The sequence below is a fragment of the Gordonibacter faecis genome (assembly GCF_030077735.1).
Classification (GTDB): domain Bacteria; phylum Actinomycetota; class Coriobacteriia; order Coriobacteriales; family Eggerthellaceae; genus Gordonibacter; species Gordonibacter faecis.
On record NZ_JASJEU010000019.1, the window covers coordinates 45,726 to 69,501 of the forward strand.

The 23,776-nt window shown below is 59.0% G+C and carries 23 protein-coding genes; 18 read left to right on the forward strand and 5 right to left on the reverse strand.

The features are described from left to right. The first annotated feature begins 85 nt into the window (after positions 1 to 85). The 9 genes from nrfD (QNJ86_RS09570) (at position 86) to QNJ86_RS09610 (ending at position 8,788) form a co-directional block, all read left to right on the forward strand. Positions 86 to 967 carry an NrfD/PsrC family molybdoenzyme membrane anchor subunit gene (gene nrfD / locus QNJ86_RS09570; RefSeq protein WP_283832389.1) on the forward strand — a complete coding sequence of 294 codons (882 nt, stop codon included), beginning with the start codon at positions 86 to 88 and terminating at the stop codon, positions 965 to 967. Between the two features lie 49 nt (positions 968 to 1,016). Continuing rightward, on the forward strand, positions 1,017 to 1,415 hold the full coding sequence (locus QNJ86_RS09575; RefSeq protein WP_283832390.1) for a GntR family transcriptional regulator: 399 nt from the start codon (positions 1,017 to 1,019) through the stop codon (positions 1,413 to 1,415). A gap of 6 nt (positions 1,416 to 1,421) precedes the next feature. Further along, the gene (locus QNJ86_RS09580; protein WP_283832391.1) at positions 1,422 to 2,363 is read left to right on the forward strand and encodes an SPFH domain-containing protein; all 942 of its coding nucleotides are present in this window, start codon (positions 1,422 to 1,424) and stop codon (positions 2,361 to 2,363) included. Between the two features lie 340 nt (positions 2,364 to 2,703). Continuing rightward, positions 2,704 to 5,145: a molybdopterin-dependent oxidoreductase gene (locus QNJ86_RS09585; protein WP_283832392.1), complete on the forward strand. Its 2,442-nt coding sequence runs from the start codon at positions 2,704 to 2,706 to the stop codon at positions 5,143 to 5,145. A 22-nt stretch (positions 5,146 to 5,167) separates the two neighbouring features. Next, positions 5,168 to 5,776 carry a 4Fe-4S dicluster domain-containing protein gene (locus QNJ86_RS09590; protein ID WP_283832393.1) on the forward strand — a complete coding sequence of 203 codons (609 nt, stop codon included), beginning with the start codon at positions 5,168 to 5,170 and terminating at the stop codon, positions 5,774 to 5,776. 18 nt (positions 5,777 to 5,794) lie between these two features. Then, on the forward strand, positions 5,795 to 7,021 hold the full coding sequence (nrfD, locus tag QNJ86_RS09595) for an NrfD/PsrC family molybdoenzyme membrane anchor subunit (protein ID WP_283832394.1): 1,227 nt from the start codon (positions 5,795 to 5,797) through the stop codon (positions 7,019 to 7,021). 67 nt (positions 7,022 to 7,088) lie between these two features. Further along, a complete protein-coding gene (locus QNJ86_RS09600; RefSeq protein WP_283832395.1) occupies positions 7,089 to 7,445 on the forward strand; it encodes a hypothetical protein in 357 nt (118 codons plus the stop codon). A gap of 10 nt (positions 7,446 to 7,455) precedes the next feature. After that, on the forward strand, positions 7,456 to 7,893 hold the full coding sequence (locus QNJ86_RS09605; protein ID WP_283832396.1) for a DUF4405 domain-containing protein: 438 nt from the start codon (positions 7,456 to 7,458) through the stop codon (positions 7,891 to 7,893). Between the two features lie 316 nt (positions 7,894 to 8,209). Then, entirely contained in the window at positions 8,210 to 8,788 is a 579-nt protein-coding gene (locus tag QNJ86_RS09610; RefSeq protein ID WP_283832397.1) for a manganese efflux pump MntP, read from the forward strand. A 60-nt stretch (positions 8,789 to 8,848) separates the two neighbouring features. On the opposite strand, the gene pheA is transcribed toward QNJ86_RS09610, so the two are convergent. Further along, positions 8,849 to 9,700 carry a prephenate dehydratase gene (pheA, locus tag QNJ86_RS09615; protein ID WP_283832399.1) on the reverse strand — a complete coding sequence of 284 codons (852 nt, stop codon included), beginning with the start codon at positions 9,698 to 9,700 and terminating at the stop codon, positions 8,849 to 8,851. A 364-nt stretch (positions 9,701 to 10,064) separates the two neighbouring features. Between pheA and QNJ86_RS09620 the strand changes: the two genes are divergently transcribed. Genes QNJ86_RS09620 through QNJ86_RS09630 form a run of 3 tightly spaced genes read left to right on the forward strand, consistent with a single transcriptional unit; the run spans position 10,065 to position 13,638 of the window. Beyond that, positions 10,065 to 11,297: a hydrogenase small subunit gene (locus QNJ86_RS09620; RefSeq protein WP_283832400.1), complete on the forward strand. Its 1,233-nt coding sequence runs from the start codon at positions 10,065 to 10,067 to the stop codon at positions 11,295 to 11,297. Between the two features lie 6 nt (positions 11,298 to 11,303). After that, positions 11,304 to 12,950: a nickel-dependent hydrogenase large subunit gene (locus QNJ86_RS09625; protein WP_283832401.1), complete on the forward strand. Its 1,647-nt coding sequence runs from the start codon at positions 11,304 to 11,306 to the stop codon at positions 12,948 to 12,950. A gap of 1 nt (position 12,951) precedes the next feature. Further along, entirely contained in the window at positions 12,952 to 13,638 is a 687-nt protein-coding gene (locus QNJ86_RS09630) for a cytochrome b/b6 domain-containing protein (RefSeq protein WP_283832402.1), read from the forward strand. 388 nt (positions 13,639 to 14,026) lie between these two features. On the opposite strand, the gene QNJ86_RS09635 is transcribed toward QNJ86_RS09630, so the two are convergent. Then, the gene (locus QNJ86_RS09635) at positions 14,027 to 14,587 is read right to left on the reverse strand and encodes an NADPH-dependent FMN reductase (protein ID WP_283832403.1); all 561 of its coding nucleotides are present in this window, start codon (positions 14,585 to 14,587) and stop codon (positions 14,027 to 14,029) included. A 174-nt stretch (positions 14,588 to 14,761) separates the two neighbouring features. Between QNJ86_RS09635 and QNJ86_RS09640 the strand changes: the two genes are divergently transcribed. The 5 genes from QNJ86_RS09640 (at position 14,762) to QNJ86_RS09660 (ending at position 18,009) form a co-directional block, all read left to right on the forward strand. After that, entirely contained in the window at positions 14,762 to 15,190 is a 429-nt protein-coding gene (locus tag QNJ86_RS09640) for a viscotoxin-A3 (protein WP_283832404.1), read from the forward strand. A gap of 2 nt (positions 15,191 to 15,192) precedes the next feature. Then, complete coding sequence (locus QNJ86_RS09645; protein ID WP_283832405.1) at positions 15,193 to 15,789, forward strand: hydrogenase maturation protease; 597 nt, start codon at positions 15,193 to 15,195, stop codon at positions 15,787 to 15,789. Positions 15,790 to 15,985: 196 nt separating this feature from the next. Continuing rightward, on the forward strand, positions 15,986 to 16,405 hold the full coding sequence (locus tag QNJ86_RS09650; RefSeq protein ID WP_283832406.1) for a DUF488 domain-containing protein: 420 nt from the start codon (positions 15,986 to 15,988) through the stop codon (positions 16,403 to 16,405). A gap of 390 nt (positions 16,406 to 16,795) precedes the next feature. After that, positions 16,796 to 17,434 (forward strand): TetR/AcrR family transcriptional regulator, encoded by a 639-nt coding sequence (locus QNJ86_RS09655; protein ID WP_283832407.1) that lies wholly within the window; start codon positions 16,796 to 16,798, stop codon positions 17,432 to 17,434. Further along, the gene (locus QNJ86_RS09660; protein ID WP_283832408.1) at positions 17,431 to 18,009 is read left to right on the forward strand and encodes a flavodoxin domain-containing protein; all 579 of its coding nucleotides are present in this window, start codon (positions 17,431 to 17,433) and stop codon (positions 18,007 to 18,009) included. The genes QNJ86_RS09655 and QNJ86_RS09660 overlap by 4 nt, the downstream gene beginning before the upstream one ends. On the opposite strand, the gene QNJ86_RS09665 is transcribed toward QNJ86_RS09660, so the two are convergent. Next, the gene (locus tag QNJ86_RS09665) at positions 17,978 to 18,517 is read right to left on the reverse strand and encodes a CarD family transcriptional regulator (RefSeq protein WP_283832409.1); all 540 of its coding nucleotides are present in this window, start codon (positions 18,515 to 18,517) and stop codon (positions 17,978 to 17,980) included. The two genes, QNJ86_RS09660 and QNJ86_RS09665, sit on opposite strands and share 32 nt — an antisense overlap. 269 nt (positions 18,518 to 18,786) lie before the next feature. Here QNJ86_RS09665 and QNJ86_RS09670 point away from each other — a divergent pair, with 269 nt between their 5' ends. After that, a complete protein-coding gene (locus tag QNJ86_RS09670) occupies positions 18,787 to 21,465 on the forward strand; it encodes an EAL domain-containing protein (RefSeq protein ID WP_283832410.1) in 2,679 nt (892 codons plus the stop codon). Here QNJ86_RS09670 and QNJ86_RS09675 read toward each other — a convergent pair. Both QNJ86_RS09675 and QNJ86_RS09680 read right to left on the reverse strand, forming a co-directional pair. Next, positions 21,462 to 22,241: a carboxymuconolactone decarboxylase family protein gene (locus QNJ86_RS09675; protein ID WP_283832411.1), complete on the reverse strand. Its 780-nt coding sequence runs from the start codon at positions 22,239 to 22,241 to the stop codon at positions 21,462 to 21,464. The genes QNJ86_RS09670 and QNJ86_RS09675 overlap by 4 nt on opposite strands. Positions 22,242 to 22,371: 130 nt before the next feature. Beyond that, positions 22,372 to 23,517, reverse strand: a complete 1,146-nt coding sequence (locus QNJ86_RS09680) for an aldo/keto reductase (RefSeq protein ID WP_283832412.1) — start codon at positions 23,515 to 23,517, stop codon at positions 22,372 to 22,374. Positions 23,518 to 23,776: the final 259 nt, after the last annotated feature.

Below are 23,776 nucleotides of genomic sequence, written 5' to 3' on the forward strand. Positions count from 1 at the left end.
ACTCGCACGCTCATTTGAACTATTAGACTATGATAACAGTGCTATACTGACCCTTGTCGGCGAATGAGACGGCGAGGGGAGCGCGGTGCTGTTCAGCTGGTACATAGTGGCGTACCTCTTCTTGGCGGGTGCGGGAAGCGGTGCCTTCCTGATTGCGGCGAGTTGCTGCATGGGGGATGCGCTGCGCAAAACCGAGGCCTCCGAGCGTCTTGTGCTGGCTGTGCAGGGTGGCTTTTACGCGGCTCCGTGTCTCGTGGTGCTTGCCGGGGTGTTTTTGTTGCTGGACGTGGGCAATGTGCAGCGCGTGTGGGCGGTGGTGGCGCAGCCGTTCCAATCGGTGTTGTCGGTGGGTGCGTGGTTGGTCGCGCTGCTTGCGGTACTCTCCGGTGCCTTGGCGGTGGCGGGGCTGGTACTGCGCGAAGTGCCTCGGCCACTTCTGTGGACGTGCATCGCTGCGGGCTGGTTCTGTGCGGCGGGCGTCATGTCCTATACGGGACTTTTGCTCTCCGACATGGTATCCATCGACTTGTGGCACACACCGTGGCTGGTGGTGCTGTTCGTGGCTTCGTCGTTGTCATGCGGTCTGGCGGCGGTGGTGGGGATGGATGCGCTTGTGGCTCCACCTTCGCGTGCGCTGCCTTCGGGCCTCTGGCGTGCGGGCGTGCTGTTTGGCTGCCTCGAAGCGCTGGTGTTGGCCGTGTTTATGGTGGTGCAGCTGGGCTTCACCGAGACGGCGCATGCTTCGTGCTTGCTGCTGCTCGAAGGCTCGCTTGCGCTGGCGTTTTGGGGTGGGGTTTGTCTGGTTGGTATCGCCTTGCCGCTTGCCGCGCACGGGGTGGGGTGCCTGATGCCGCGCCGGATTGCGGCGCTGGTGTCGTCGGTGGGTGTGCTGGTCGGTGGACTTTTTCTGCGGTACTGCATTGTGGCTGCGGCGCTCTATACCCCGCTGGCGCTTGCTGCGATATGATGAGCGCACAGCACAAGAAATGAACAAAGCGATGTGATTGCGGGATAGTGTGACAACCGAAAGCAAAACCATACAGATCACCATTGACGAGGACAGCGGCATCCCTCTTTGGCTGCAGCTGCGCAACCGTCTTATCTACCTCATTACGTCGGGGTACTACGCCACGGGCGACAAGCTGCCCACCGTGCGCGAAATGGCGGTTGATCTGGGCATTAACTACAACACCGTAAGCAAGGTGTATCAGGATATCGAACGCGACGGCTATATCGTGTCGAAGCGCGGACGCGGAACGTTTGCCCACGACGGCTACCGTAAACATGCAGATGCGGCCGACAACGCCGCCGACTCGCTGGCGGATGTGTTCATCCAGCAGTGTCGGGAACTCGGCGTGCCGCGCGCAGACATCGTGGGCCTGGTGGAGAAGCGGCTGAAAGCGGCGGAAGGGTAGGCAAGCATGAAATTCAGCTTGAGAAGCGAATCGTCAAAGGCGAGGGCAACTTCGGCCGAGCAGGATAGGAACCGCTCGGTGGCTACCACCGAACTTGAGCCCAACGAGGCCACGCGGGCGGGCGTGTACCTGTTCGCCGTGGTGATGTTTGTTGTGGGATTTGGCGTGGTGTTCGCGGCTACATTCGCGTGGCTTTCGGTGGCTACGGTGCTGTGTGCCGTGGCGGCGGGCGTGCTGTGCGCGGCATGCATTCGCGTGGCTCCGCAGTGGGAACGCGTGACGGTGCTGCGCTTCGGCCGCTTTCACCGCGTGGCGGGGCCGGGGCTCTACTTCCTCATTCCGTTTGCGGAGTACACGGCTATTCATATTGATCACCGCATCATGACCTCGTCGTTTTCGGCTGAGGCGGCGCTCACGGCGGACTTGGTTCCGGTGGACGTGGACGCCATTTTGTTTTGGATGGTATGGGATGCGCAGAAGGCGTGCCTTGAGGTGGAGAACTATCCGAAGGCGGTGCTATGGTCGGCGCAGACGGCCATGCGCGATGCTATCGGCCAGCTGAATTTGGCGGATTTGTCGCTGCGTCGCAAGCAGATCGACCGCGAGTTGCAGGAGGTCATGGGCGCGAAGTGCGAGCAGTGGGGCATTACGGTGCTCAGCGTAGAGATTCGCGACATCATGGTGCCGCGCGAGTTGCAGGATGCCCTGTCGAAGGAAGCCCAGGCCACCCGCGAGCGCAACGCGCGCGTCATCCTGGCCGAGGTGGAAAAGGATATCTCCGAGATGTACGTGGAAGCTGCCGAGGTGTACGAGAAGAACCCCAGCGCCATGCAACTGCGCGCGATGAACCTGGCCTACGAGGGTGCCAAGGATGGCAAGGGTATTCTGCTGGCCCCCAGCGGCCTGGCTGATGGGTTCGACGTGAGTAAACTCTTTAAGGGGGAATAACGGCGGGGCAGGGTGGTGTGTGCGGCTCCCGCTGAGGGCCACCCCTGGGCACAAGCCATTCATCATACGAAGGCGCTCGCTTGTCGGGCGCCTTCGCTTTTTCAGCTATAAAGCGGGGAGCATCCCGTATCCCTGAACAGGTATCTCTGAGCGTACCCGTTCACTAATTGCATTGAACTAGTACAATATGATAATATGTCAATCAGAAAGAATCGGCCGATTCTGCATAAGCATATTAAGGGGATACCCAGAGGGTTTGCGACAACGATGGCAGATGTCGTAGTAGTTGCTTTCAGTCGTGATCATGAGGGGTGTTCTGGCGGTTCTTGAAGGAGGAGAAATGTCTGGGACGAACAGTTCGCACGCTGGACTCACGCGCCGTAGCTTTCTTAAGGCAACTGGTGTGTTGACCGGCGCGGTGGCTTTTTCTGGCGCAACCCTTGGGTGTGCGTCGCAAGTCGAGGGCGATATTTCATCAGCTTCATCAGACTATGAAGTGCATCCCACAACATGTATCAGCAACTGTCATGGAATGGCCTGCCCGCTCGACGTATGGACGAAGGATGGCAAAGCTTTCAATATTGAGAAGTTCCAGATGAAGGATCAAAACCTACAAGGAGTTTGTCAGCGAGGGTACTCAAATTTGCAACGCATGTATTCTCCTGAACGTGTGAAGTATCCACTTCGCCGTGTCGAAGGGACTGCGCGCGGGGCGGGCGAGTGGGAGCAGATCAGCTGGGATGAGGCAATAGAGTATATTTGTTCAATATGGAAATCGCTTCAAAGTGAATACGGCGATACATGCATTTTATTCAGTAAAGGAACCGGAGCGTCGTCGAATATTACGACGGGCTATGTTGACCGCCTTGTGGCATATATGGGTGCTTCAAACATGCCACTTGCTTATGACCAAGCAGGCTTCTTCTGTGGGACGAATTGCCTCGGTCTTGAGATGCCCTACACCTATTGGGGATCGGAATCTCGTGATCTAGTGAATGCAAAAAAGGTGATCGTATGGGGAGCTAATCCGTCCGAAGCTGCCACTATTTCGTTTCATCATATTTCAAAAGCACGAGAAAATGGTGCAAAGCTTATTGTCATAGATCCTCTTTTTACCACCACGGCTGCTAAAGCTGACGCGTATGTGCCTATCCGGCCCGGGAGTGACGGCTTGCTTGCTATGGGTATGATGAAGGCGATCATTCGCGATGGGAAGCAAGACGAAGATTTTTTGAAGTCTGATACGGTGGCACCCTTCCTTGTAAAAAAGGATGATTTCCACTATTTACGTAAGAGTGACCTAGGTCAGTCTCAGGTCGGAAGCAAAGAAGATGCGATTCTCGTATGCGACGCGCAAGGAAAGCCCGGTACACCAACTGACATTGTGGATCCAGTACTTGAAGGCTCCTTCGTAATCGACGGCATTGAGGTTACGACAGCTTATAGTTTGTTGCTTGATCGTTTAAGCGAATGGTCATTCGATCAAATCGCTGAGTTGACTGACGTTCCTGTGGATACAATCGAATGGCTTGCATCGGAGTATGTTGACGGCCCTTCCATGGTGTTTTCAGCTCTTGGAATTGATCATTGGGTTAATGGACATACCGGATATATGAATATGTACGCCTTGATGATGGTTGCCGGTCAGTTAGGAAAGCCTGGTACAGGAGCTACGGTGGGCGACTCTTCAGTTCCGCAAGCTATAGGGCCGAACGCAACGGCAATTACCGCACCAAAGGACGCAAAACCGAAATCAAATGTGCTGGTATCTGAAGTGTATGATCTCGTGTTTAACCGTCCTGCTGATTCCAAGAAACCTGTCATCAAGAGCATGTATTTCTGGACGCATAATCCTATTGGTAACTTGCCCGACCGCAAAGCATGGCTAGAAGTATTCGAGGCAATGGATCTTGTTGTGGTTGCTGACATCTGGATGAGTGAGTCGGCAAAGTATGCCGACGTGGTGCTTCCAGTAACGTTTATGTGGGAAGAGGAATCCATCGCCTCAGCAGGCAATCCTTATCTGAGGCTTATGGAGAAGGTTGTCGAACCCCAGTTTGAAGCAAAAGGAGATTTTGAGATTGCCACATTGCTCGGGCGCGGAATGGGGCTTGAAGATAAGTTCCAAATGACACGTGAAGACTTTCTTGAGGCGGTGCTCGACAACGATTTAGCACGTAAGATGGGTGTTACCTGGGATCGATTGAAAAAAGAGAAGCGTATCTACTCATACCCCGAAGAGGTGCCAGTATGCGGCTCAACGGGTGTATATAAAACGACAACAGGTCGAGCTCAATTCTTCCGCGAAGCGCCCGCTCCTGCCTTCCAGAGCGACCAGCCTTGGGATGTTAAGCGTGAAAGTTTGCCATATTGGGAACCTCCGCGAGAAGGCTGGTATCAAAATGAACTTCACGACAAATACCCTATCGTATTCATGTCAGAGCGCTCAAAGTTTATGGCTCACACGCAGTTTGGGTGGTCTTCGACCATGCTACAAGAACTCGATCCAGAACCGTATTTGAAGATTAGTGTTGAAGACGCACGGGAGCGCGGTATTGAAACAGGTGACTTGATCAAGGCTTATAACGATCGTGGTTATGTGGTGATTAAGGCCGTTGTAACTCCCACTACGCGTCCCGGTATGGCTTTGATTGATCACGGATGGCAAGAATGGTCGTTTATCGAAGGCCATTATTCTGATTTGAGTTCCATCGCATCGGGGAATGTTGTTTCGAACACTTGCTTCTTCGATTGTTTATGTCAAATCGAGAAGGTTGGATAGGGGGCCGTATATGAGGTACGGAATGGTTATTGATTTGCAGCGCTGCATGGGCTGTCAAACATGTTCAACGTCGTGCAAGTTGTCTAACAATATCCCGGATGATATCTGGTGGACGCGCGTGCTTACTGAAGGAGGGGACTTTATTGACACGGGTAGTGGTGAGTATCCTAAAGTAAGCATGCAGCATATTCCGGTTTCGTGTCAGCACTGTGAAAATCCTGCTTGCGTGAAGGTGTGTCCGGTAGGGGCAACATTCAAAGATGCTGATAATGGCATTGTGCGCCAAGATTATGACAAATGTATCGGATGTCGCATGTGTATGGCGGCCTGTCCTTATACCGGTGTACGGTCGTTCAACTGGGAAGAGCCAAAATATGCAATGGATTTCCAGGTAGGTGATCCAAGTGTTGCGCCGCATCAGAAACATACTGTTGAAAAATGCACTTTCTGCGTGAACCTGGTTGCTAAGAACGAAGAGCCGAAATGTGTGAGGTCCTGCGTTGGTGAAGCTCGTCACTTCGGTGACTTGGACGACCCTAACTCGGAGGTTTCGCGGCTTGTTCGTGAGAGGGAAGTGATGCAGTTGCTTCCGGAGAAGGGTACGCATCCTTCGGTTTATTACCTCGTATAGGCTTCAAAGGAGACAATCATGACTGAGAATACTCAGGCGGCGAAAGCTGCCAAAGCTCCTGCTGCCACATTCGGGGGCAAGGGGCTCAACATTGGCATTATCGTGGCGGCGGTAGTAACGATTGCGGGGCTGGCGTTGTGGGTGATGCAGCTTTCGGGCGGCCTCGTGCAAACGAACATGCGCAACCTGGATTCGTGGGGGCTCTACATCACCATGTTTATGTTCCTGGTGGGTTTGTCGGCTGGCGGCCTCATCATCTCCAGTGTGCCGCGCGCTTTCGGTATGGAAGGTTTCGGCGGCATCAGCAAGGTGGCCGTGTGGACTTCCATCTGCTGCACGGTACTGGCCATTGGGTTTGTGGTGGTTGACCTGGGCCAGCCTCTCCGCCTGTGGGAGCTGTTCGCGTACTCGAACCTAGGCTCGCCGCTTATGTGGGACATCATTGTGTTGGCGGTGTACCTGATTTTGTCCATCGTCTATCTCTGGGCCACGCTGCGTGCCGAGGCGGGCAAGGTGTCGAATACGGCGCTGCGCGTGGTAAGTGTGGTTGCTCTCGTGTGCGCGGTGCTCGTGCACAGCGTGACGGCCTGGATATTCGGGCTTCAGCAGGCACATGAATTCTGGCACACCGCACTGTTGGCGCCCTGGTTTGTATCGAGCGCACTGGTGTGCGGCACGGCGCTCGTACTAGTGGTGGTGATTGCACTTCGGCGTGTGGGCTACCTCAAGCTCGACCAGAAGCACATCGTCAAGATGGCGAAGATGCTGGGAGCGTTCGTGTGTGTTGACCTGTACTTCTTCGGCTGCGACCTGCTTACCAGCGCTTTTCCGGGAGGATCGGGGGCCGACATCGTAGCCATGCTGACCACCGGTGCCCTTGCCCCGTTCTTCTGGATTGAGGTTATTGGCTGCGCACTGGCTGCCGTGGTGTGCTTCGTGCCTAAACTGCGCACGAACCCGCTGCTCGTGGTGGCAAGCCTTCTGGCTATCGTCGGCATCTTCTGCAAGCGCGTGCAGCTGTTGGTCGGCGGCTTCCAGATGCCGAATGTGGCGTTGCCGGGTCCCATGACTTCCCATACCGTCACTGAGTGGACCAGCGGCATGACGGGCGCGTATCAGGGCATGGTATACTTCCCGACGCCGCTCGAGTTTGGCGTGGCGTTTGGTGTCATTGGGCTGGGCGCTCTTCTGTTGCTGGTGGGGCTGAAGTATCTGCCACTCGGGCCGGTTGAGGCATCGCGCTAATCACTTCGTTTGAAGCGGGAGCGCGTCACCCCTCCCTCGTGCTTCCGCTTCGCGATAAGGAACACTCATGGTCAAGAAGATTATTCTCACACTGGCAGCGTTTGTGCTGGTTGGAGCCTGCGTGTTTGCTGCAGGGTCCGCGGCGGATGCGCGCGTGGGGCTGCCGCAGCCTATAGAGGCCACCTCGCCCTGTCCGGCGGTGGGGTGTGCAAGTGGGCAGTGTCATGGGTTTGATAACGTGCCCGTGCCTGATGGCGTGCATGAGATGACGTGCCCCGAGGCCTCGTGCGCCAGCGTGGAGTGCCATGCGTGGGACTCGCTCACGACGCGCTATTATCAGGCGTCCGATGCGAGCCTGAACCTGTGGGTGCTCGCGCCGGTGGTGCTGGTGGTGGGGCTCGTGCTTATGGTGCGGAAGCTTTAGGGGGCCTTGCATGGATAAGCGAAACCTCGCGATAGACGCCGTGGCGCTCATAGGCTATCTGGTGGTGGCAAATCCGGCCGTGACCGGTATTGGGCTGCATGAGTGGCTTGGCCTGGGTATATTCGTAGTGTTTTTCGTGCATGTGCTGGTGCATGCCGACTGGGTGCTCGACGCGGTAAAGGCGGCGCTCAAGTCGCCCTCCTGGGGGCGCACCGGCAATTTGGTGCTCGATGCCTTCATCCTGATTGCCTTTATGGTGGTAATCGTGTCGGGCCTTTTCATTTCCGGTGCAGTGCTGCCCACGTTCGGCCTGTACGCCGACGGATACTACTTCTGGGACCCCCTCCACGCAATAGCCGCAAAAGCCCTCCTCGCACTTCTCCTCATACACGTAGTAGTTCACTGGAAATGGATCATCACCTGGTTCAAAAAAGGGAAGAGCACATAAGCGACTCAGAAAACAAGCGCACTCACTCAACTGACGAAGGAAAGCTATTTCCGTTCGGGAATGGGGCGCTTGGGAAGAACACGCTGTTACCGTACGGTAGTGCGGGTGGGTGGGGGTATGCTGTGGTACAATACGCGGACTCCGTGGGGGAGTAGTCAGCGCCGCGGGCGCGGACGTGTCAACATGCTGCCTTGCTGCCTTCAAGGCTGGTGCGTCCTGAAACGACAAGACCTGCGGTGCGATGCAGCGTCGCACCGTTCTTTTCTGCCGACGTTCGCGTCGGTATTTTTATGAGAGGCCTGATGGGAGGAGCATCGTGGGGCTGTTTGAGTTGTTCCTGATTGCGGTGGGGCTTTCTATGGACGCCTTTGCGGTGGCGGTGTGTAAGGGGCTGTGCATGAAACGCCTGGACGCGCGCCAGGCCGTGGTGATTGCGCTCTTCTTTGGCGGCTTTCAGGGGCTCATGCCGGTGATTGGCTGGGCGCTGGGGACGCAGTTCGAACGCTATATTACGCCGGTTGATCACTGGATTGCCTTTGTGCTGCTAGCGCTCATTGGTGGCAAGATGCTGTGGGATGCGTTCCATGACGAAGAGGAAGAGCTTGCATGTCCCGCGGACGGGAAGCTTGACCTGCGCGAATTAGCTCTGCTGGCGGTGGCGACAAGCATTGATGCGCTGGCGGTGGGCATCACGTTCGCGTTTTTGCGCGTGGATATCGTGATGTCGGCGGGGCTTATTGGGGTGACAACTTTTGCACTGTCGCTCGTGGGCGTGGCGGTGGGCCACCGCTTCGGCGCGCGCTACGAAAAGACGGCCGCCATCGTGGGTGGCATCGTCCTCATTCTTATTGGTACGAAAATTCTGCTTGAGCACCTGGGCATCCTGGTGCTGTAACGCGCCCGCACGCACACGCCCCGCGTCCGCGCCCGCACGCGCCCCGCGGCGCGCCACCCGCTACGCTATCGGGTAGCTCCCCAGCACCTTCACCTCGCGCAGCTTCAGGCGCAGGCAGTTCAGGGCGGTTTGCACGGGCAGGTCGTTCACGCTGCCCTCCAAGTCGATGAAGAACATGTACTCGCCGAGCGCCTGCTTGGTGGGGCGGGACTGGATCTTCGTCAGGTTGATGCCGGCGTAGGCGAACTCGGACAGAATCATCAGCAGCGCGCCCGCCTTGTCGGCCTGTAGAAACAGCGCCAGCGAGGTTTTCATACGCGTACCCCTGAGCACCGGCGGGTGGCCCTGGCGTCCGATGAGGGCAAACGACGTTTGGTTACCGAAGTGATCCTCGATGTCGCGCTCGTACACCTCAGCGCCGTAGAGCTTCGCGGCGAACCCGTTCGCGATGCCCGCAACATGGGGGTCGCTCACCGCAAGGCGCGCGCTTTCGGCCGTGGACGACGTCGTAATAGTGGCGCGACCCGGCAGCTTCTCGGCCAAAAAGCGGCGGCACTGCGCGAGGCCCTGCGCGTGCGAGGCCACGGTGGTGACGTCGTGGATGCTCGCGCCCGGTGCCAGCAGCAGGCAGTGGTGAATGTCAAGCACCTCTTCGCCTAAAATAGAAGCCGAACTCTTGAACGCGAAGTTGTCAAGCGTGGCCGTAACCGGCCCCTCCAGCGAGTTTTCGGTAGCCACCACGCCGAATTCGCACTTGCCGCGGTCGACGTTGTCGAACACCTCGTCAAACGACGAGCACTCCACCAGTGCGGGCTCGTCAATGCCCAGGCGCGCAGCGAAGGCGCGCGTGGCCTCGTCGGAGTAGGTGCCGGCCGGGCCGAGGTAGGCGAACAGGGGAGTGGTGGTGGTCATGGCAATCCTTCGGTTCATCGTTGTGCTGGGGTCGGTGCGTTTCCCATCTATGATAGCGAACCCGGCGCGCCCGTCCGCCGAAGCGCATCTGCCGTGCGCGGAAATACTACAATTCTCCTGTTTTTCGATGAACGGTATTGCAACGCACAAAGGTTCCGGGGGATGGCCCAATGTATGCAAGGAACTGCATAAACGATGACCTAACCTGCATAAACAATGTTACGCCGGGGGATGTCCGTAACATTTTTAGACCATTTGCGGCCCAATCGTTGCGCTCGCGCTGCCGAGGCACCAATTATGTGCGTTCTCGGAGAAAATACAGCCAGTAAATGTGTCAGACGAGAACACCTGAGGAGGTGTGCACATGGAAACAGAGGCCACGGTTTCAGAGTTTCAGCAAATGCTTTCCGCGCGCGGCGTATCGCGCCGCAGCTTTATGAAACTCTGCGGCGCCGTCGCCGCGGCCGCTGGGTTATCCCAGCTCGCCGCGCCGCAGGTAGCGCAGGCCCTCGAAAAGTCCGTGATCGGCGCTACAAAGGGGAAGCTGTACCCGGTCATTTGGATCGAGGGCGCGTCGTGCACGGGATGTACTGAGTCGTTCGCGCAGGTCGAGACCCCGGATGCGGCATCGATCGTGCTGGATATGATCTCGCTCAACTACTCCGAGACGCTGTCTGCCGCTGCAGGCTGGTCGATGGAGGAAGCCAAGGAGCAGACGATCGAGGCTGGCAACTACATCCTCATCTATGAGGGTGCTGTGCTGGAAGGCTGGGGCGGCCAGGCGCTGCGCGTCGCCGACAAGCCGGGCACGGAGCATCTGATCGAGGCTGCCGAAAACGCCAACGCGGTTGTCGCGCTGGGCTCCTGCGCAGTCAACGGTGGTTGGATGGGTGCGAACCCGAACTCTTCCGGCGCGCTTGGCGTGCAGGCCTACCTCAAGAAGGCCGGCATTAAAACCCCCGTGGTGAACATTCCCGGCTGCCCCGCGAACCCCGAGTGGCTCGTGTCGGTGCTGGTTGACGTCGTCATGATGGAGCGCTTCCCGGTAATGGATGGCGAGGGCAAGCCCGTCGGCATCTTCAGCCAGACCATTCACGACAACTGCGAGCGTCGCGGTCACTTCGAGAATGGCGAGTTCGTGTACCAGTTCGGCTCCGAGGAAGAGGCTCTGGGCTACTGCCTGTACCCGCTCGGGTGCCGCGGTCCTCAGACGAAGTCCAACTGCGGTGTAGTTATGTGGAACAACCGCCGCAGCTGGTGCGTGCAGTCCGGCGCTCCCTGCATCGGCTGCTGCGAGGCCAATCCGAACGATCCTGGTCAAAACTGGGTTGGGGTCAACACGCCATTCTACAAGCGCCATCGCGACCTGCGCATCGGCGACTGGATGGTACAGCCTGGCACCATCGCGCTCGGTATCACGGGCCTTCTGGCTGCCGCTCTTGTGGTGCACGGCTTCGGCATGAAGGTGACCGGCCGTATGGACGGCGGCGCCGACTTCGAGAAGGTGCGCAGCTGGGACGCGAAGCACCCCGACAAGTCCATCGGTCAGTACAACGCGACCGACGAGAAGAACGACGACGAAGAAGAAGGGAGGTAAGCCTACATGACCCGTTCAATCATCGATCCGATCACCCGCATCGAGGGCCATCTCCGTGTGGAGATGGAGGTCACCAACGGTAAGGTGTCCGACGCCTGGGTGTCCGGCGGCTGCTTCCGCGGCATGGAAATGGTCGTGGAGAATCGCACGCCCGAAGACGCAGCGCAAATCGTGCAGCGCATCTGCGGTGTGTGCCCCGTCTCCCACGCGCACTCTTCCGCTATCGCGGCTGAGAAGGCCTACGGCATTAAGATTTCGAACAACGCGCGTATCATCCGCAACATGCTTGAGGGCGCGCAGTTCCTGCACAGCCACATCCTGTGGTTCTACAACCTGGCTGCCCTCGATTACGTGAACCCGCTGAACGCGCTCAAGGCCGACCCGGCCGACGCCTATGACTTGGCGCAAGCCGCTGGCACGTCTTCGAACAGCGATTTTGTGGCGCTGAAAGAGCGTCTGGCGAACTTCGCCGACAACGGCCAGCTGTCCATCTTCTCGGGCAACTGGTTTGACGCCGAAGAGGGTACGGCTTACCAGCTGCCCCCCGAGCTCGACCTCATCTGCACGGCTCACTATCTTGAGGCCCTCCAGATGCAGGCGAAGGCTTCGCAGATTTCCGCCATCCTGGGTGGCAAGATGCCGCACGTGATGACGCTTATCCCTGGTGGCACGGCATTTGTACCCACCGAGCAGAAGCTCGACGACCTCAAGGGTCTCATCGACGAGATCTACGACTGGGTTGAGGCTACCATGATCCCCGACACCCTGGCTATCGCGCCGTACTACATCGACGCGCTGAACTGGGGCAAGGGCTGCGGCCGCTACGTGGCCTGGGGCGTCTTCGAAAACGAGAGCATGGAGCTGAAGGATCGCTACCTGCCCATGGGCGTTATCGACGACAAGCTGAACCTGTCCGACGTGCAGGAAGACCTCATCACCGAGTACATGGGTCACTCCTGGTACGAGGGCGAGGAAACGTACAAGTCCCCGTACTTCGTCACCAAGCCGGAGTACACCACCTACGACGTGAACGACCGCTACACGTGGGTCAAGTGCCCCGCGTACGACGGCAAGCCCTACGAGGCCGGTGGACTGTCCCGCGTCCTGGCCGCGTACAAGCGCAACGTGCCGTTCATCGTGGAGCAGGTCAATGGCCTGCTGGAGGCCCTCGGCGCTCCCGGCCAGATTGGTGTCGCGCAGTCGACGCTCGGCCGTACCGCCGTTCGCCAGATTGAAACGCTCTATATCGCTGGCCTCATGAAGGATTGGGTGGCTGAACTGGTTGAAGCCATCAAGAGCGGCGACAGCGAGTACTTCCGCGAGCCTCAGACCATCACGGGCTCCGGCACCGGCTTCTGGGAGGCGCCGCGTGGCGCGCTCTACCACTCCGAGGAAGTCAAGGACGGCAAGATCACGGGCTACCAGATTATCATCCCGACCACCTGGAACCTGGCACCGCTGAACGCCAACGGCGAGCACGGCCCCATGGAGCAGGCCCTGATCGGCAACCCGGTGGGCGACATCGAGAAGCCCATCAACGCGCTGCGCACGGTCCACAGCTTCGACCCCTGCACCGCGTGCGCCGTCCACATCACCGAGCCGGCGACGGGCAAGAGCTTCGAGACCGTCACGAGCCCTTGGGGGGTGAAGTAACATGGCGCACTTGGCACACTACCGCGAAGCGCATCCGCTGCCCTTCGTTATCACGCACTGGATCAACCTCGTGGCGATGATTCTACTTATCATCACGGGTTTCAGCATCCACTTCCCGTTCTGGCCGCTGTTTATGGGCATTGCCCGCGGCGTGCACGTGTTCTGCGGCTTCGTGCTGTTCATCAACTGCATTGTCCGCGTTATCATGGCCTTCTTCGTGAAGTCCTCGCCGGCGGGCGGCACGCGCTACCAGGTTACGGACTACAAGACCTGGCTGCCGCAGGCCGATAACCGCCACCAGCTGGGTGCGTGGATCAAGTACTACCTGTTCCTGAAGAAGGATCACCCGCTGGGAGCCAAGCTGGGCGTGCCGCAGAAGATCAGCTACCTGGCTATTCCTATCCTGATCATCCTGATGTTCTACACGGGCCTGTGCCTGTGGAACCCCACGATGAACCTTGGGTTCTTCGCGGCGGGCACCGATCTGGTGGGTGGCCTCATGTCGATGCGCATCATTCACTACTTCATGATGTACGTCTTCATCTGCTTCATGTTCATCCACATTTACTTGGCGAACATTGAAGGTATTTCGCCCACGCTGTTGATGTTCTTCTGGAAAGAGCACGGCGGCCTGGTATACGACCCCAAGAAGCACGTCATCGTTGGAGAAGACGAACTCAAGCACTAATCTGGTTGCGCCGGCCTACCGGCCGGCGCAACTGCTCGACGCTGCGAAGGGCCCCAGCACTCCGCCTCGCCGCTCCAGGCTCGGCTCGCGTACGAAGTACGCCACGCCGAACCTTCACGGCGATCCGGAGCACTGGGGCCCTTCTCGCTGTCTTTGGTGGACCTGTGGGGTATGTTTTAACCTCTAAGTGCCCTGTTGTCGTGCGGGCGGGCGCTCCTCAAAAGTGTGACGCGCTAACGCGCTAGCTAGTACGCCAAAAGGCATTCGCTTTTCCCGTCATCATGACGGGGGGCATTCCCTCATAAGTAAACATTACCTGTTAGGTAACCTTCGTAGGGATGCTCTCCAGAGCATCCGCTCCGCCGAAGGCGGAGAACCCAACCATCTTCTATGCTTGCGCTCGCTGGATGAACGCAACAAACGCTTCAGCTTGAGCTTCCAGGTACGGTTGGGACGCCCCCAACTTTAACATGCCGTCTTCGGCTTGGGTGGCGATGTGGGGGATGGTCAGGCGCGGCTTGTTCATGATGTTGGCATCCAGGAAGCTGAGTACCGTGACCAGTTGATCCTGGGCGTGGGCGGCACCGCTCATACCGATGCTTGCGCCGGCGAGTGCCACGGGTTTGCCAGCGAGTACCTGGCCCTCCGTTTCGCTCACCGGGCGCGATAGCCAGTCGATGAGGTTCTTCAATGGCCCGGGGATGGCGTGGTTGTACTCGGGGCTGAACAGCCACAGGCCGTCGGCGGCCTTCACTTCAGCACGCACGCGCGCAACGGCGGTAGGCGCGGGATATTCGTCATCCTGATTCATGAAAGGAACGTCACTCCAGTCAAGCACGTGGTAGTTCACCTCAGGATGGCTCGCGCGCAGCATGTCTCCCGCGGCTTCGGCAAGTTGGCGGTTGTAACTGTTTGCGCGCAGCGATCCGGCAATGGCAAGAACGTTCATGAAGTGCCTCGATTCTGTAATGCTATTGTTTTGATACCATATGATAACACGGCTGTTGCCCCTGTTGCCGCACCGGCGCTGAACCGTCACGGAATGCCGTTCGGGCGGGGTAGGCGGCTGCGTGCGGCGTGCTTCGGTATAATGGCGTCGATCACGAGGACGAAGGAGCACGTTGTGGCAGAGTTGACCGACGAGCAGATTGCTCGCGAAGAAGAATTCTTAAAAGGTATCCCGCGCGTGAACATTGGCGCACTGTTTTTGCCGCCCATCTGGGGACCGGCGCACGGCATGTGGGCGGCGCTTCTGTTCTATCCCATCTGGCTGTTCGCGGATAACACGTTCTACGCAGCCTGGACGGAGCGCACGCCACTTGCGCTTATAGTGGCGGCCGTGGTGTTCCTCACGCTGACGGCGGGCACGGTGGCGTTTTCGCTGGTGGGACAACCTATTGCTGCCCATCGTGCGGCCTCGCGCGGGGTGGGCAAGGAGGCCTATCTGCGTCGTGAGCGCATCTGGACGGTGGTGAGCGTGGTGGCAGGGCTTGCGATGATTGCGGGTGCTACCTACTACAACCTGGTCATTCGCCCGACGGTGGGGGCGTAGTCATGGGGGAGCAGAAGGCTGAAGCGTCGGGACGCGTTGAAGAGGTGCCCGTGAGCGAAGAAACCCCCGCAACGGAAGAGTGCCAGGAGAGCGCGCTGCGCCGCATTGCGGTGTTCTGCGTGGGCAACAAGCTCATGCTCGATGATGGCGTAGGTCCTGCGGTCTACGAGGAGTTGCTCGCGCGCTACGAGGTGCCTGAGAACGTGGAGTTGTTCGACGTGGGCTGCCTCAGCATGGATTTGCTGCCGTACGTCGACGACTTCGACATGATACTTACCGTGGACGCCGTGGATGGCACGGATGCGGAGCCGGGCACGGTGTTCCGTTTCCAGCCCGACGCGATGGCGCGCCACTCCGGCGCCACGGCATCGCTGCACGACTTGAAGCTGGTCGATCTGTTCGATGCCGCGCTGCTGTTGGGCTATAAGGCCGAGGGCCTGTGTCTGGGCATGCAGGTGGAGAACCCGTCGCCCGCGGTGGTGACGGTGGGTCTCACGCCGAAGGTGGCGGACGCCTTGCCGCTGCTGGTGGAGACGGTGGCGGGCGAGTTGGCGCGCCTTGGTTCGCCGCTCACTGCGCGTGTTGAGGTGTCGGCGTAAAGGCATGCGATCGGGGGGCCGTAGCGGTTCTGTGACGGGAGGTCTGCGATTTCGCCACAGGAGAAGCGTGTGGCTTCTGCGAGGGGTGCGCGAAAGATAAGCTAGGCGAAAAGCCGCGACCTGCGGTTCTCGCCTGAGGCTTCACGTGATGAGCGTACGGGCGAGTCCGCCGCCCGCTACGAAGGAGCCTTCCGCCATGCGAATAACCACCATCAGCGCGTATGAAACTTCCGCCGACCAATTCTTCGGCGCCCTTGAGTCTTGGGATGTCGATCTTCTGCTGGACACGCGTCTAAAGAACACGAACCAGCTGGCGGGCTTCACGAAGAAAAACGACCTCGCGTACTTCGTGCCGCGGCTTTTGCATGCCGATTACGTGCACGATAAGCTGTTCGCTCCCGCTCCCACCAAACTTGAGCGCTACCTGCACGGCAACATCGACTGGGACAATTTCGCCGCCGCCTACCGCGAAGACATGCGCGAACGCGAGGCTATCCCGCAATTCTTCGATCGCTATGGGAAGTACCAAAGCGTCTGCCTCCTGGGCACCGCCACCCGCCAACGCCGCAGCCACGTAGAAGTCCTCCAAGAAATGCTCGAAGAAGCCATCAAATAATGAGCGCAAAACAACGCACCCCCACCAACCTCAATCAATTTTTCGCCCCAATTTTTTGCCCCTCCCTATTTTCCGCGCCCAATTTTTTGCCCACACTTTCTTGCGCTCATTTTTTCGTTCCCAAATTTTTCGCAAACGAAAAAGTTATTTCGCAATACATAAAAGAGCGCTCAAAAAATGAACGCAAGAATGAATGAACGCACGAATAAATGAACGCTCGAATAATGAGTGATTCAATGTTGTTCTTTTCTCCGAACGAATGTTTCACGTGAAACACCTGCACGGTTTCACGTGAAACATTTTCTTGATGTTTTGGAGCGCAACTTTTTGATTGCTTTAACTAGTGAATGCTAGTATAGTAGCTAGCAGTTACTAGTTAAGGAGAAACACATGAAGGCGAAGGATACGCGGGAGCGCATTGTTTCGGAGGCGTTTGCGCTGTTTTCGGAGCGGGGGTTTCATGCGGTGTCGGTGCGTGACATTGCGGAAGCGGTGGGTATTAAGGATGCCTCGCTTTACAACCATTTTCCCAGCAAGAAGGCCATATTTGACGCTATCGTGAGCGAGGCGTTTGAGCGGACGCGCCACGTCTTTGGCGAGCGCCGCATCTTGTTTAATGTGACTGACGACACCACGCCCTACGAGAACATGACCCCCGAGCGCCTGCGCGAGTTGGTGCTGCCTTCGCTGCGCTACTTCTTCGAAGACTCGTATATGGTGCGCCTGCGCCGCCTGCTGGTCATTAGTCAGTTTGAAAGCGAAGAGGCAGGGCGCGTCTACCGCCTTCTCTTCATTGACCAGCCCATGGCGCTGCAGCGCACCATCTTCGAGCACCTCATGGTCACAGGCGAATTCGCGCGCGACGACGCGGCACAACTGGCGCTAGAATTCCAAAGCGTCCCGTTCATGCTTATGCATGCGGGTCTGACCTGGGAAGAAGCCGAACCGCGTCTCGTCGCGCATGCCGAGCGATTCGTTCAGGCGCACACAGCACCCGGGCACGGCATCAGGAAAAAGGAGCAAGCATGAACACGGTAGTGGTTTACTCGTCACAGACGGGGTTCACCAAGAAGTATGCGGAATGGATCGCCGAGGAACTGGGCTGCGAAGCTGTCTCGCTCAACGACGAGCCGCGCTTCGACGCGGAAGGCTTCGACGTGGTGGTGCTCGGTGGCTGGTTTCATGCGGGAGGCCTTATGGGGAAGAAGTGGCTCGTGCGGCAGCGCGCGGCACACCCAAACACGCGCTTCGTCGTGTTCGCTGTGGGCGCCACGCCGACAGAATGGACCGACATGGTAGACGAAGCCCTCACGCGCGAACTTCCCTCGCCGGACTTCGACGACGTGGAGCGCTTCTACCTGCGCGGCGGGTTCGCCTACGAGCGCCTGAGCACGCCAAACAAGCTGGCCATGAAGCTGTTCTTCAAGATGCAGGAGAAGAATGCGGCCACCGACCCGCGCGCCGCCGAGATGCTCTCTGGCATGCGCGGCGGCTTCGACGGCACCGATCGCGCCTCCATTGCGCCCGTTATCGCCAGCGCTCGCAGCCACGCCTGCGTAACCCCGCCCGCGCCTAGCGGTGTTGGGCCGTCTCGATCCTCTTGACGCGTTCTACCAGGAAGTCTTTCACCTCTTCGCGCGGGATATCCAGTGCCACTGACAGTTCGTCGAACAGCAGCCCTTCGGCCAAATCGAAGTAGCGCTTGTCGGTGGCCGTGATCTGGCGACCGGCATGCGTGCGCCGCGCGGTGCGCTCGCGGACCGACTTCATGATGGGCACCAAATCTTCGGGCTGAAACGTCTTCAGGCGTTTGTCGTATTCCTCCCGCATGCGGCGCTCGACCAACGTGGGCGTGTTGGCGCCGGTGAGCGTTCCCTCATCAATGCCCTCGACATCCGCGATAGAATCGATAAGCGCGAGCGCTTCCTGCTTGCTCATAACGGGCCTGAGCGCGGGCGGTTTCGCCTCGTCAACAGCCACAAACAGCTTGAGCGAGTTCTCAAAAAGGGCGTTCAGTTCGAAATAGTCGCGGTCTTCGAAATAGTTTTCTCGGACGGCAGTGACGGTGCACACGTGGTGACGATAGACAATGGTATCTCCAGGTGATAGCATGGCGACCTCCGATGACGGGTAAGGATGCGGTTCGCGGTCCGTCGCGTCGGCAAAGACGTCGCAGATCAGCAACCCCTATTATACCAGGTTGCAAGGGCGCGTATCAGCATTGTCGACAAAGCGACTCAAACTTTCGGGTACTGGTACTATTCGTTGAATGCCACGCCGCACGTGCCGTTTGAGCCGGGGCTAAGCTTACAATGGAACCGCTCAGCTTTTTGAGCATGCGCAGAAACTACGAGCGATTTCGCAGACAGAAGGGGGCGGGCGTGGACGTACCGTTTGGCAAGGCAGCAACTTCCCACAAGGAAGCGCTTCGGCAGATGTCGTCCGCGCACTTCGACGAAGAACCTTTCGACCAGCTCACCGGCCTACGCACACGCGTGGTGTTCTTTGCTGCCGTAGAAAAGCAGCTGGCGCTAAGCCCTGCCAAGCCGTTCTGTCTCATGGCCATAGACATTGAGCACTTCAAACTGTACAACGAATGGCACGGCATGGCGGAAGGCGATGGTTTGCTGAAAGCAGTCGCAGTCGTACTTGCCCAGGTGGAGCGTGACTTTGACGCAATTGCGGGCTACCTTCTGAGTGATGACTTCTGCCTTCTTCTGCCCGACGACCCGCTCGTTCTGAGCGAGGTGCAAAAGCGTCTGTTCGACGCGATTCGCTCCTTCAATAAGGGCATGGCGTTCATGCCGGCGTTCGGCCTGTATGGCATCGACGACGCAACGGTGCCGGTGAGCACTATGTATGATCGTGCGCTCATGGCGCTTGCCTTCATCAAAGGCAACTACGCCGAACGGTCGTGCCGCTTCGAGCCCGGCATGATGCAGGAAATGGAAGAGGATCACGCACTTCTGCTGGAGGTGCAGCGCGCGCTCGCGCACGATGAATTCACCTTCCACGTGCAACCGTTGTGCGCCATATCGTCAGGCGCAATTGTAGGTGTGGAATCGCTCGCACGCTGGAACCACCCCGAGCGGGGCCTCATTCCGCCCGGGCACTTCATTCCCATGTTGGAGCGCAATGGCCTCATTACGGCGCTTGACCTGGTGGTATGGGAGAAGGCGTGCGAAACCCTACGGGCGTGGATGGATAAGGGTTTGCGCCCCGTGCCCGTGTCGGTGAACGTGTCGCGGCGCGACATCTACGCGATTGACGTGGCCGACGAACTTACTCGCCTCGCGCGTGCCTACGACGTGGAGCCGTCCCTGCTGTCGGTGGAAATTACCGAGAGCGCCTACGTGGAGGACGCGGGTAAGGTGTCTGACGTGGTGGATCGGCTACGCGCTGCGGGCTTCACCGTGCTCATGGACGACTTCGGCAGCGGTTACTCTTCGCTCAACACGCTCAAGGACCTTAACGTGGACGTGCTGAAGCTTGACATGAAGCTGCTGGGCGAAGGAATGGGTTCCTCGCAAAAGACCCGGGGCATCCTTGAGTCCGTCATCAACATGGCGCACCTCGTTGACCTGCGCATTGTGGCCGAAGGTGTGGAAACCGAAGAGCAGCGCGATTTCCTCGTGCGCGCGGGATGCTCCTACGCACAGGGCTTCGGCTTCTATCGCCCCATGCCGCCGGAGGACTTCGAGCGCCTGCTGGCTGACCCCGCGAATATCGACTATCGCTATATCGTGCCCGCGCCCATCCACGAACTGCAAATTCGCAAGATGCTCGCCGAAGGCGTGCTGAGTGATACCATGGTGGATGACATTTTGGGCCCACTTGCTTTCTACGAAGTGCACGATGGAAAAGTGCAGGTGGTAAGCGCGAATGAGCGCTACTGCCGCTTCGTGGGCATCAGTCCGCTCGATCTGGCGGATCGCCGCGAGGCGGTGCTTGACCTGGTGTATGAGGCTGATCGCGCAAGTTTCTTCGATGCGTTTGAGCGCGCTTGGAAAAACGCACCGGACGGGGCGGAGGCGGAAGTCCGCCGCATCAGGCAGGACGGCAGCACGGTGGTGGAGTCGTTCCGCGTGTTCTTCCTGCGCGAGCGCGACGGGCATCGGCTATTCTATGCGTCGCTTTCTGACGTGACCGACCAGGTGCGACGCGCCCGCCAGCTGGAGTCTTCGCAGCGTGCGCTGTCCGCAGTAGTGGGTGTGTCGTCGAGCGATGCCGCGTTCATGAGTTTGGCTGAGGAAAACCGGCGCACGGCGGCAGCCATCTTTGCGCAGATGTCTCCGGGCGGCATGATTGGCGGCTACTGCGAAGAGGGCTTTCCGCTCTACTTCGCGAATGCGGCCATGGTGGAGTTGTTGGGCTACGACTCCTACGAGGAATTTGTTGAAGGCATTGGCGGCCTGGTGGGCAACACCATCCACCCCGACGACATGGCCTCGGTCGTGCAGGACATTGGCACCACCTATTACGCGGGGCTTGAGTACACCACCACCTACCGCATGCCGCGCAAGGACGGCACGTGGTTTTGGACGCTTGACAAGGGCAAAGTGGTGGAAGCTGAGGACGGGCGCCTCGCCATTGTGAGTGCCTGCACCGACATTTCCGAGGTTATGGAGGCCCACCAGCAGCTCTCCGAGCGCAACGACCTGCTCATCAAGAAGAATCGCGAACTGGCGTATCTGAACGAGGACATGCCGGGCGGCTATCACCGTTGCGCCGACACGCCCGGGTTCGAATTCCTCTACGTGAGCGAGCGGTTCCTGCGAATGTTTGGCTATACGCGCGAGGATCTGGTGGAGCTGTTCGACGACAAGTTCTCCAACATGGTGCACCCGGATGATAGGGAACTTGTGGCCGCTCAGGTGGAAACGTGGAAGCGCAACATCGATGGGACGGTAGCCATCAAGTATCGCCTGAAAGCGAAGGATGGCTACCGCTGGGTGGTCGATCAGAGTAGCTACCTTGAGTACGAAGGCACGCAGTTCATGCAGGGCGTGGTCATCGACGTGACGAACGTCGTGGGCCCACGCCCCGATGGGATTGACTAGCAGTCGGCTGCTTCTTCAATGCAGCGCAGGGCGTTCAGGCAGCGCGGATAGCCCAGGTAGGGTACCAGCTGCGAGACTATTTTGATGAGGAATACGCGGTCGTTGCCAATGCGCAGGTTTGCGCCTATGTGCGCTTTGAGCTGCGGTTCGCAGCCACCTTGCGCGGCCAGGAAACAGAGCGTGATCATTTCGCGTTGCTGGAGGTCGAGGCCTGTGCGCGTGTACCAGTCGCCGAAGCAGTTCGCGGCGAGCCAGCGGTCGATGTGGCTTATTTCCTCGGGCGCGCGCTCCCAGCTTTCGCGCATCTGCTCGCCGAACAGCTCCACTTGAATGTCGTTGCCGGCGGCGCGACGCGCGGTGGCCTCGGTGGTTGCCTGGCCGGGAAGGGGCAGCTTCACGCCGCGAGCCGTGAGTACGTCGTTGGCGATGCGCAGAAACGGCAGCGCGCGGCCCATGCCCAGATACGCCATGGACTGGTAGATGATTTCCTTCAACTCAACAGGTGTGACACCCACCTCAAGCGCGGCGGGTACCATGGCCTGGAAGGCCAACTCGCCCTGGCAGCCGATGATGGCCGCAAGGATGGCCATAAGGCGCGTGCGGTCGTCGAGGTCGCTGCCGCCCGCGTCGTCGGCGTTGGCCACTTCGCCGAACACGAAGTTGTCGAAGCGCTCAATGAACTCCGGATCGGTTTCAATGAAGGGGGAAGCATAACCGGGGAACAGTTTGCCGCGGAATTCGCGCGCGGCGTCGGTGAAGTTCGGTTCGGGTTGCATGGTTGCGTCCTTTCGGTTGGCTGCAACGGCGCGGCACGTGCGTTGCCGCACCGTTGCATTGTTGTTTGAGGTCATTAAACACCAAAAGAGTAGGATTTTCCCAAACCTTGCAGTTTCAACACGAGCAGGGTCAGTTGGCGAACAGCGCCGCCGCCTGCGTCATGCGCTCGGCTATGGGCACGCCGAAGGGGCAGCGGGGTTCGCAGGCAGCGCAGGCGGTGCAGTCGGCGGCGGTGGCATCGAGCGCGTCGTAGTGGGCGCGCAGCGAGGCGGGCACTTCGTCTTGTATGGTGGCCAGGTCGTAGAACTTGTTCACGGTGGCAATGTCGATGCCGGCCGTGCACGGTGCGCAGTGGCCGCAATACGTGCACTGGCCGAAGTAGGCGTGCTTGGGGGCGGTGGCCAGCACACTTGCGTAGTCGCGCGCGGCGTCGCCGGCGGTTTCGTAGGCCACGGCATCGTCGATGTGGGACGGCGTGTCGAAGCCTGCCATGATGCTGGCCACGGCCGGGCGCGTGAGCGCGTAGTGGATGCACTGCACCGGCGTGAGCGCCACGCCGAAGGGCGATGCCTCGGCGCTGAACAGCCGCCCGCCTGCGTAACCCTTCATGACGGTAAGCCCCACGCCCTCGCGCTCGCAGAGCGCATACAACTCGGCGCGGGCGGGGTCCATGCCGCCCAACTCATCGGCATAGTTGAACGTGAACGCCTCATCGAGGCTCGTAGTGGCCGGCAGTAGGTCAAACGCGGGGTTCACGCTGAACATGATGACCTCAATCTCGCCGGAGAGCGCCGCGCACCGCGCCACCTCGGGCGAGTGGGTGGAAAGCCCGATGTGCCCAATAGTACCCGCGTCGCGCAGCTCACGCACATAGGCGATGAAGGGGCCGGCCATGATGCTTTCGTATTCGTCCACGTCATCCACGTAGTGGATCATGCCCAGCTCCACATGGTCGGTGCCCAGGCGCGCGAGCAAATCCTCGAACGCGGGCCGCACCTGATCCATGTCGCGCGTGCGCGTGTACTGGCCGTTTTGCCAGGTAGAGCCAATGTGACCCTGGATAATCCACTTATCGCGCGTGTCCGCAAGCGCCGCGCCGAGGTTGCTGCGCACCTCAGGTCCCGCCATCCAACAGTCGAGGATGTTGATGCCCGCTTCTTCGCAGCGCGCCACCACCGCGCGCACCTCTTCGGGCGACTTCTTCTCCATCCACTCGGCGCCAAACCCAATCTCACTCACTTTGAGGCCCGTACGCCCCAGCTCGCGGTACTGCATGCTGTTCCCCTTATCTCGTGCTGGCTTTACTTCTGAGGTCATTATCAACCCTGGAGTGGGGTCACAGTCAAGCGGTGGAAGGTGAAGAAAAAAGAGCGACGTGCTTGCGTGCTGTCTTGTGCGCCAAAAGATGATGAGGCCATGCGCGCGAAGAATGTGACGCGCTTACGCGCTACCCGCCGCGGCGGAGAACGCAGGTCAAGCAATGTACTCAGCCTGCGATAGAATGCGCGAATACGTCAACCCTCGTAGGGATAAT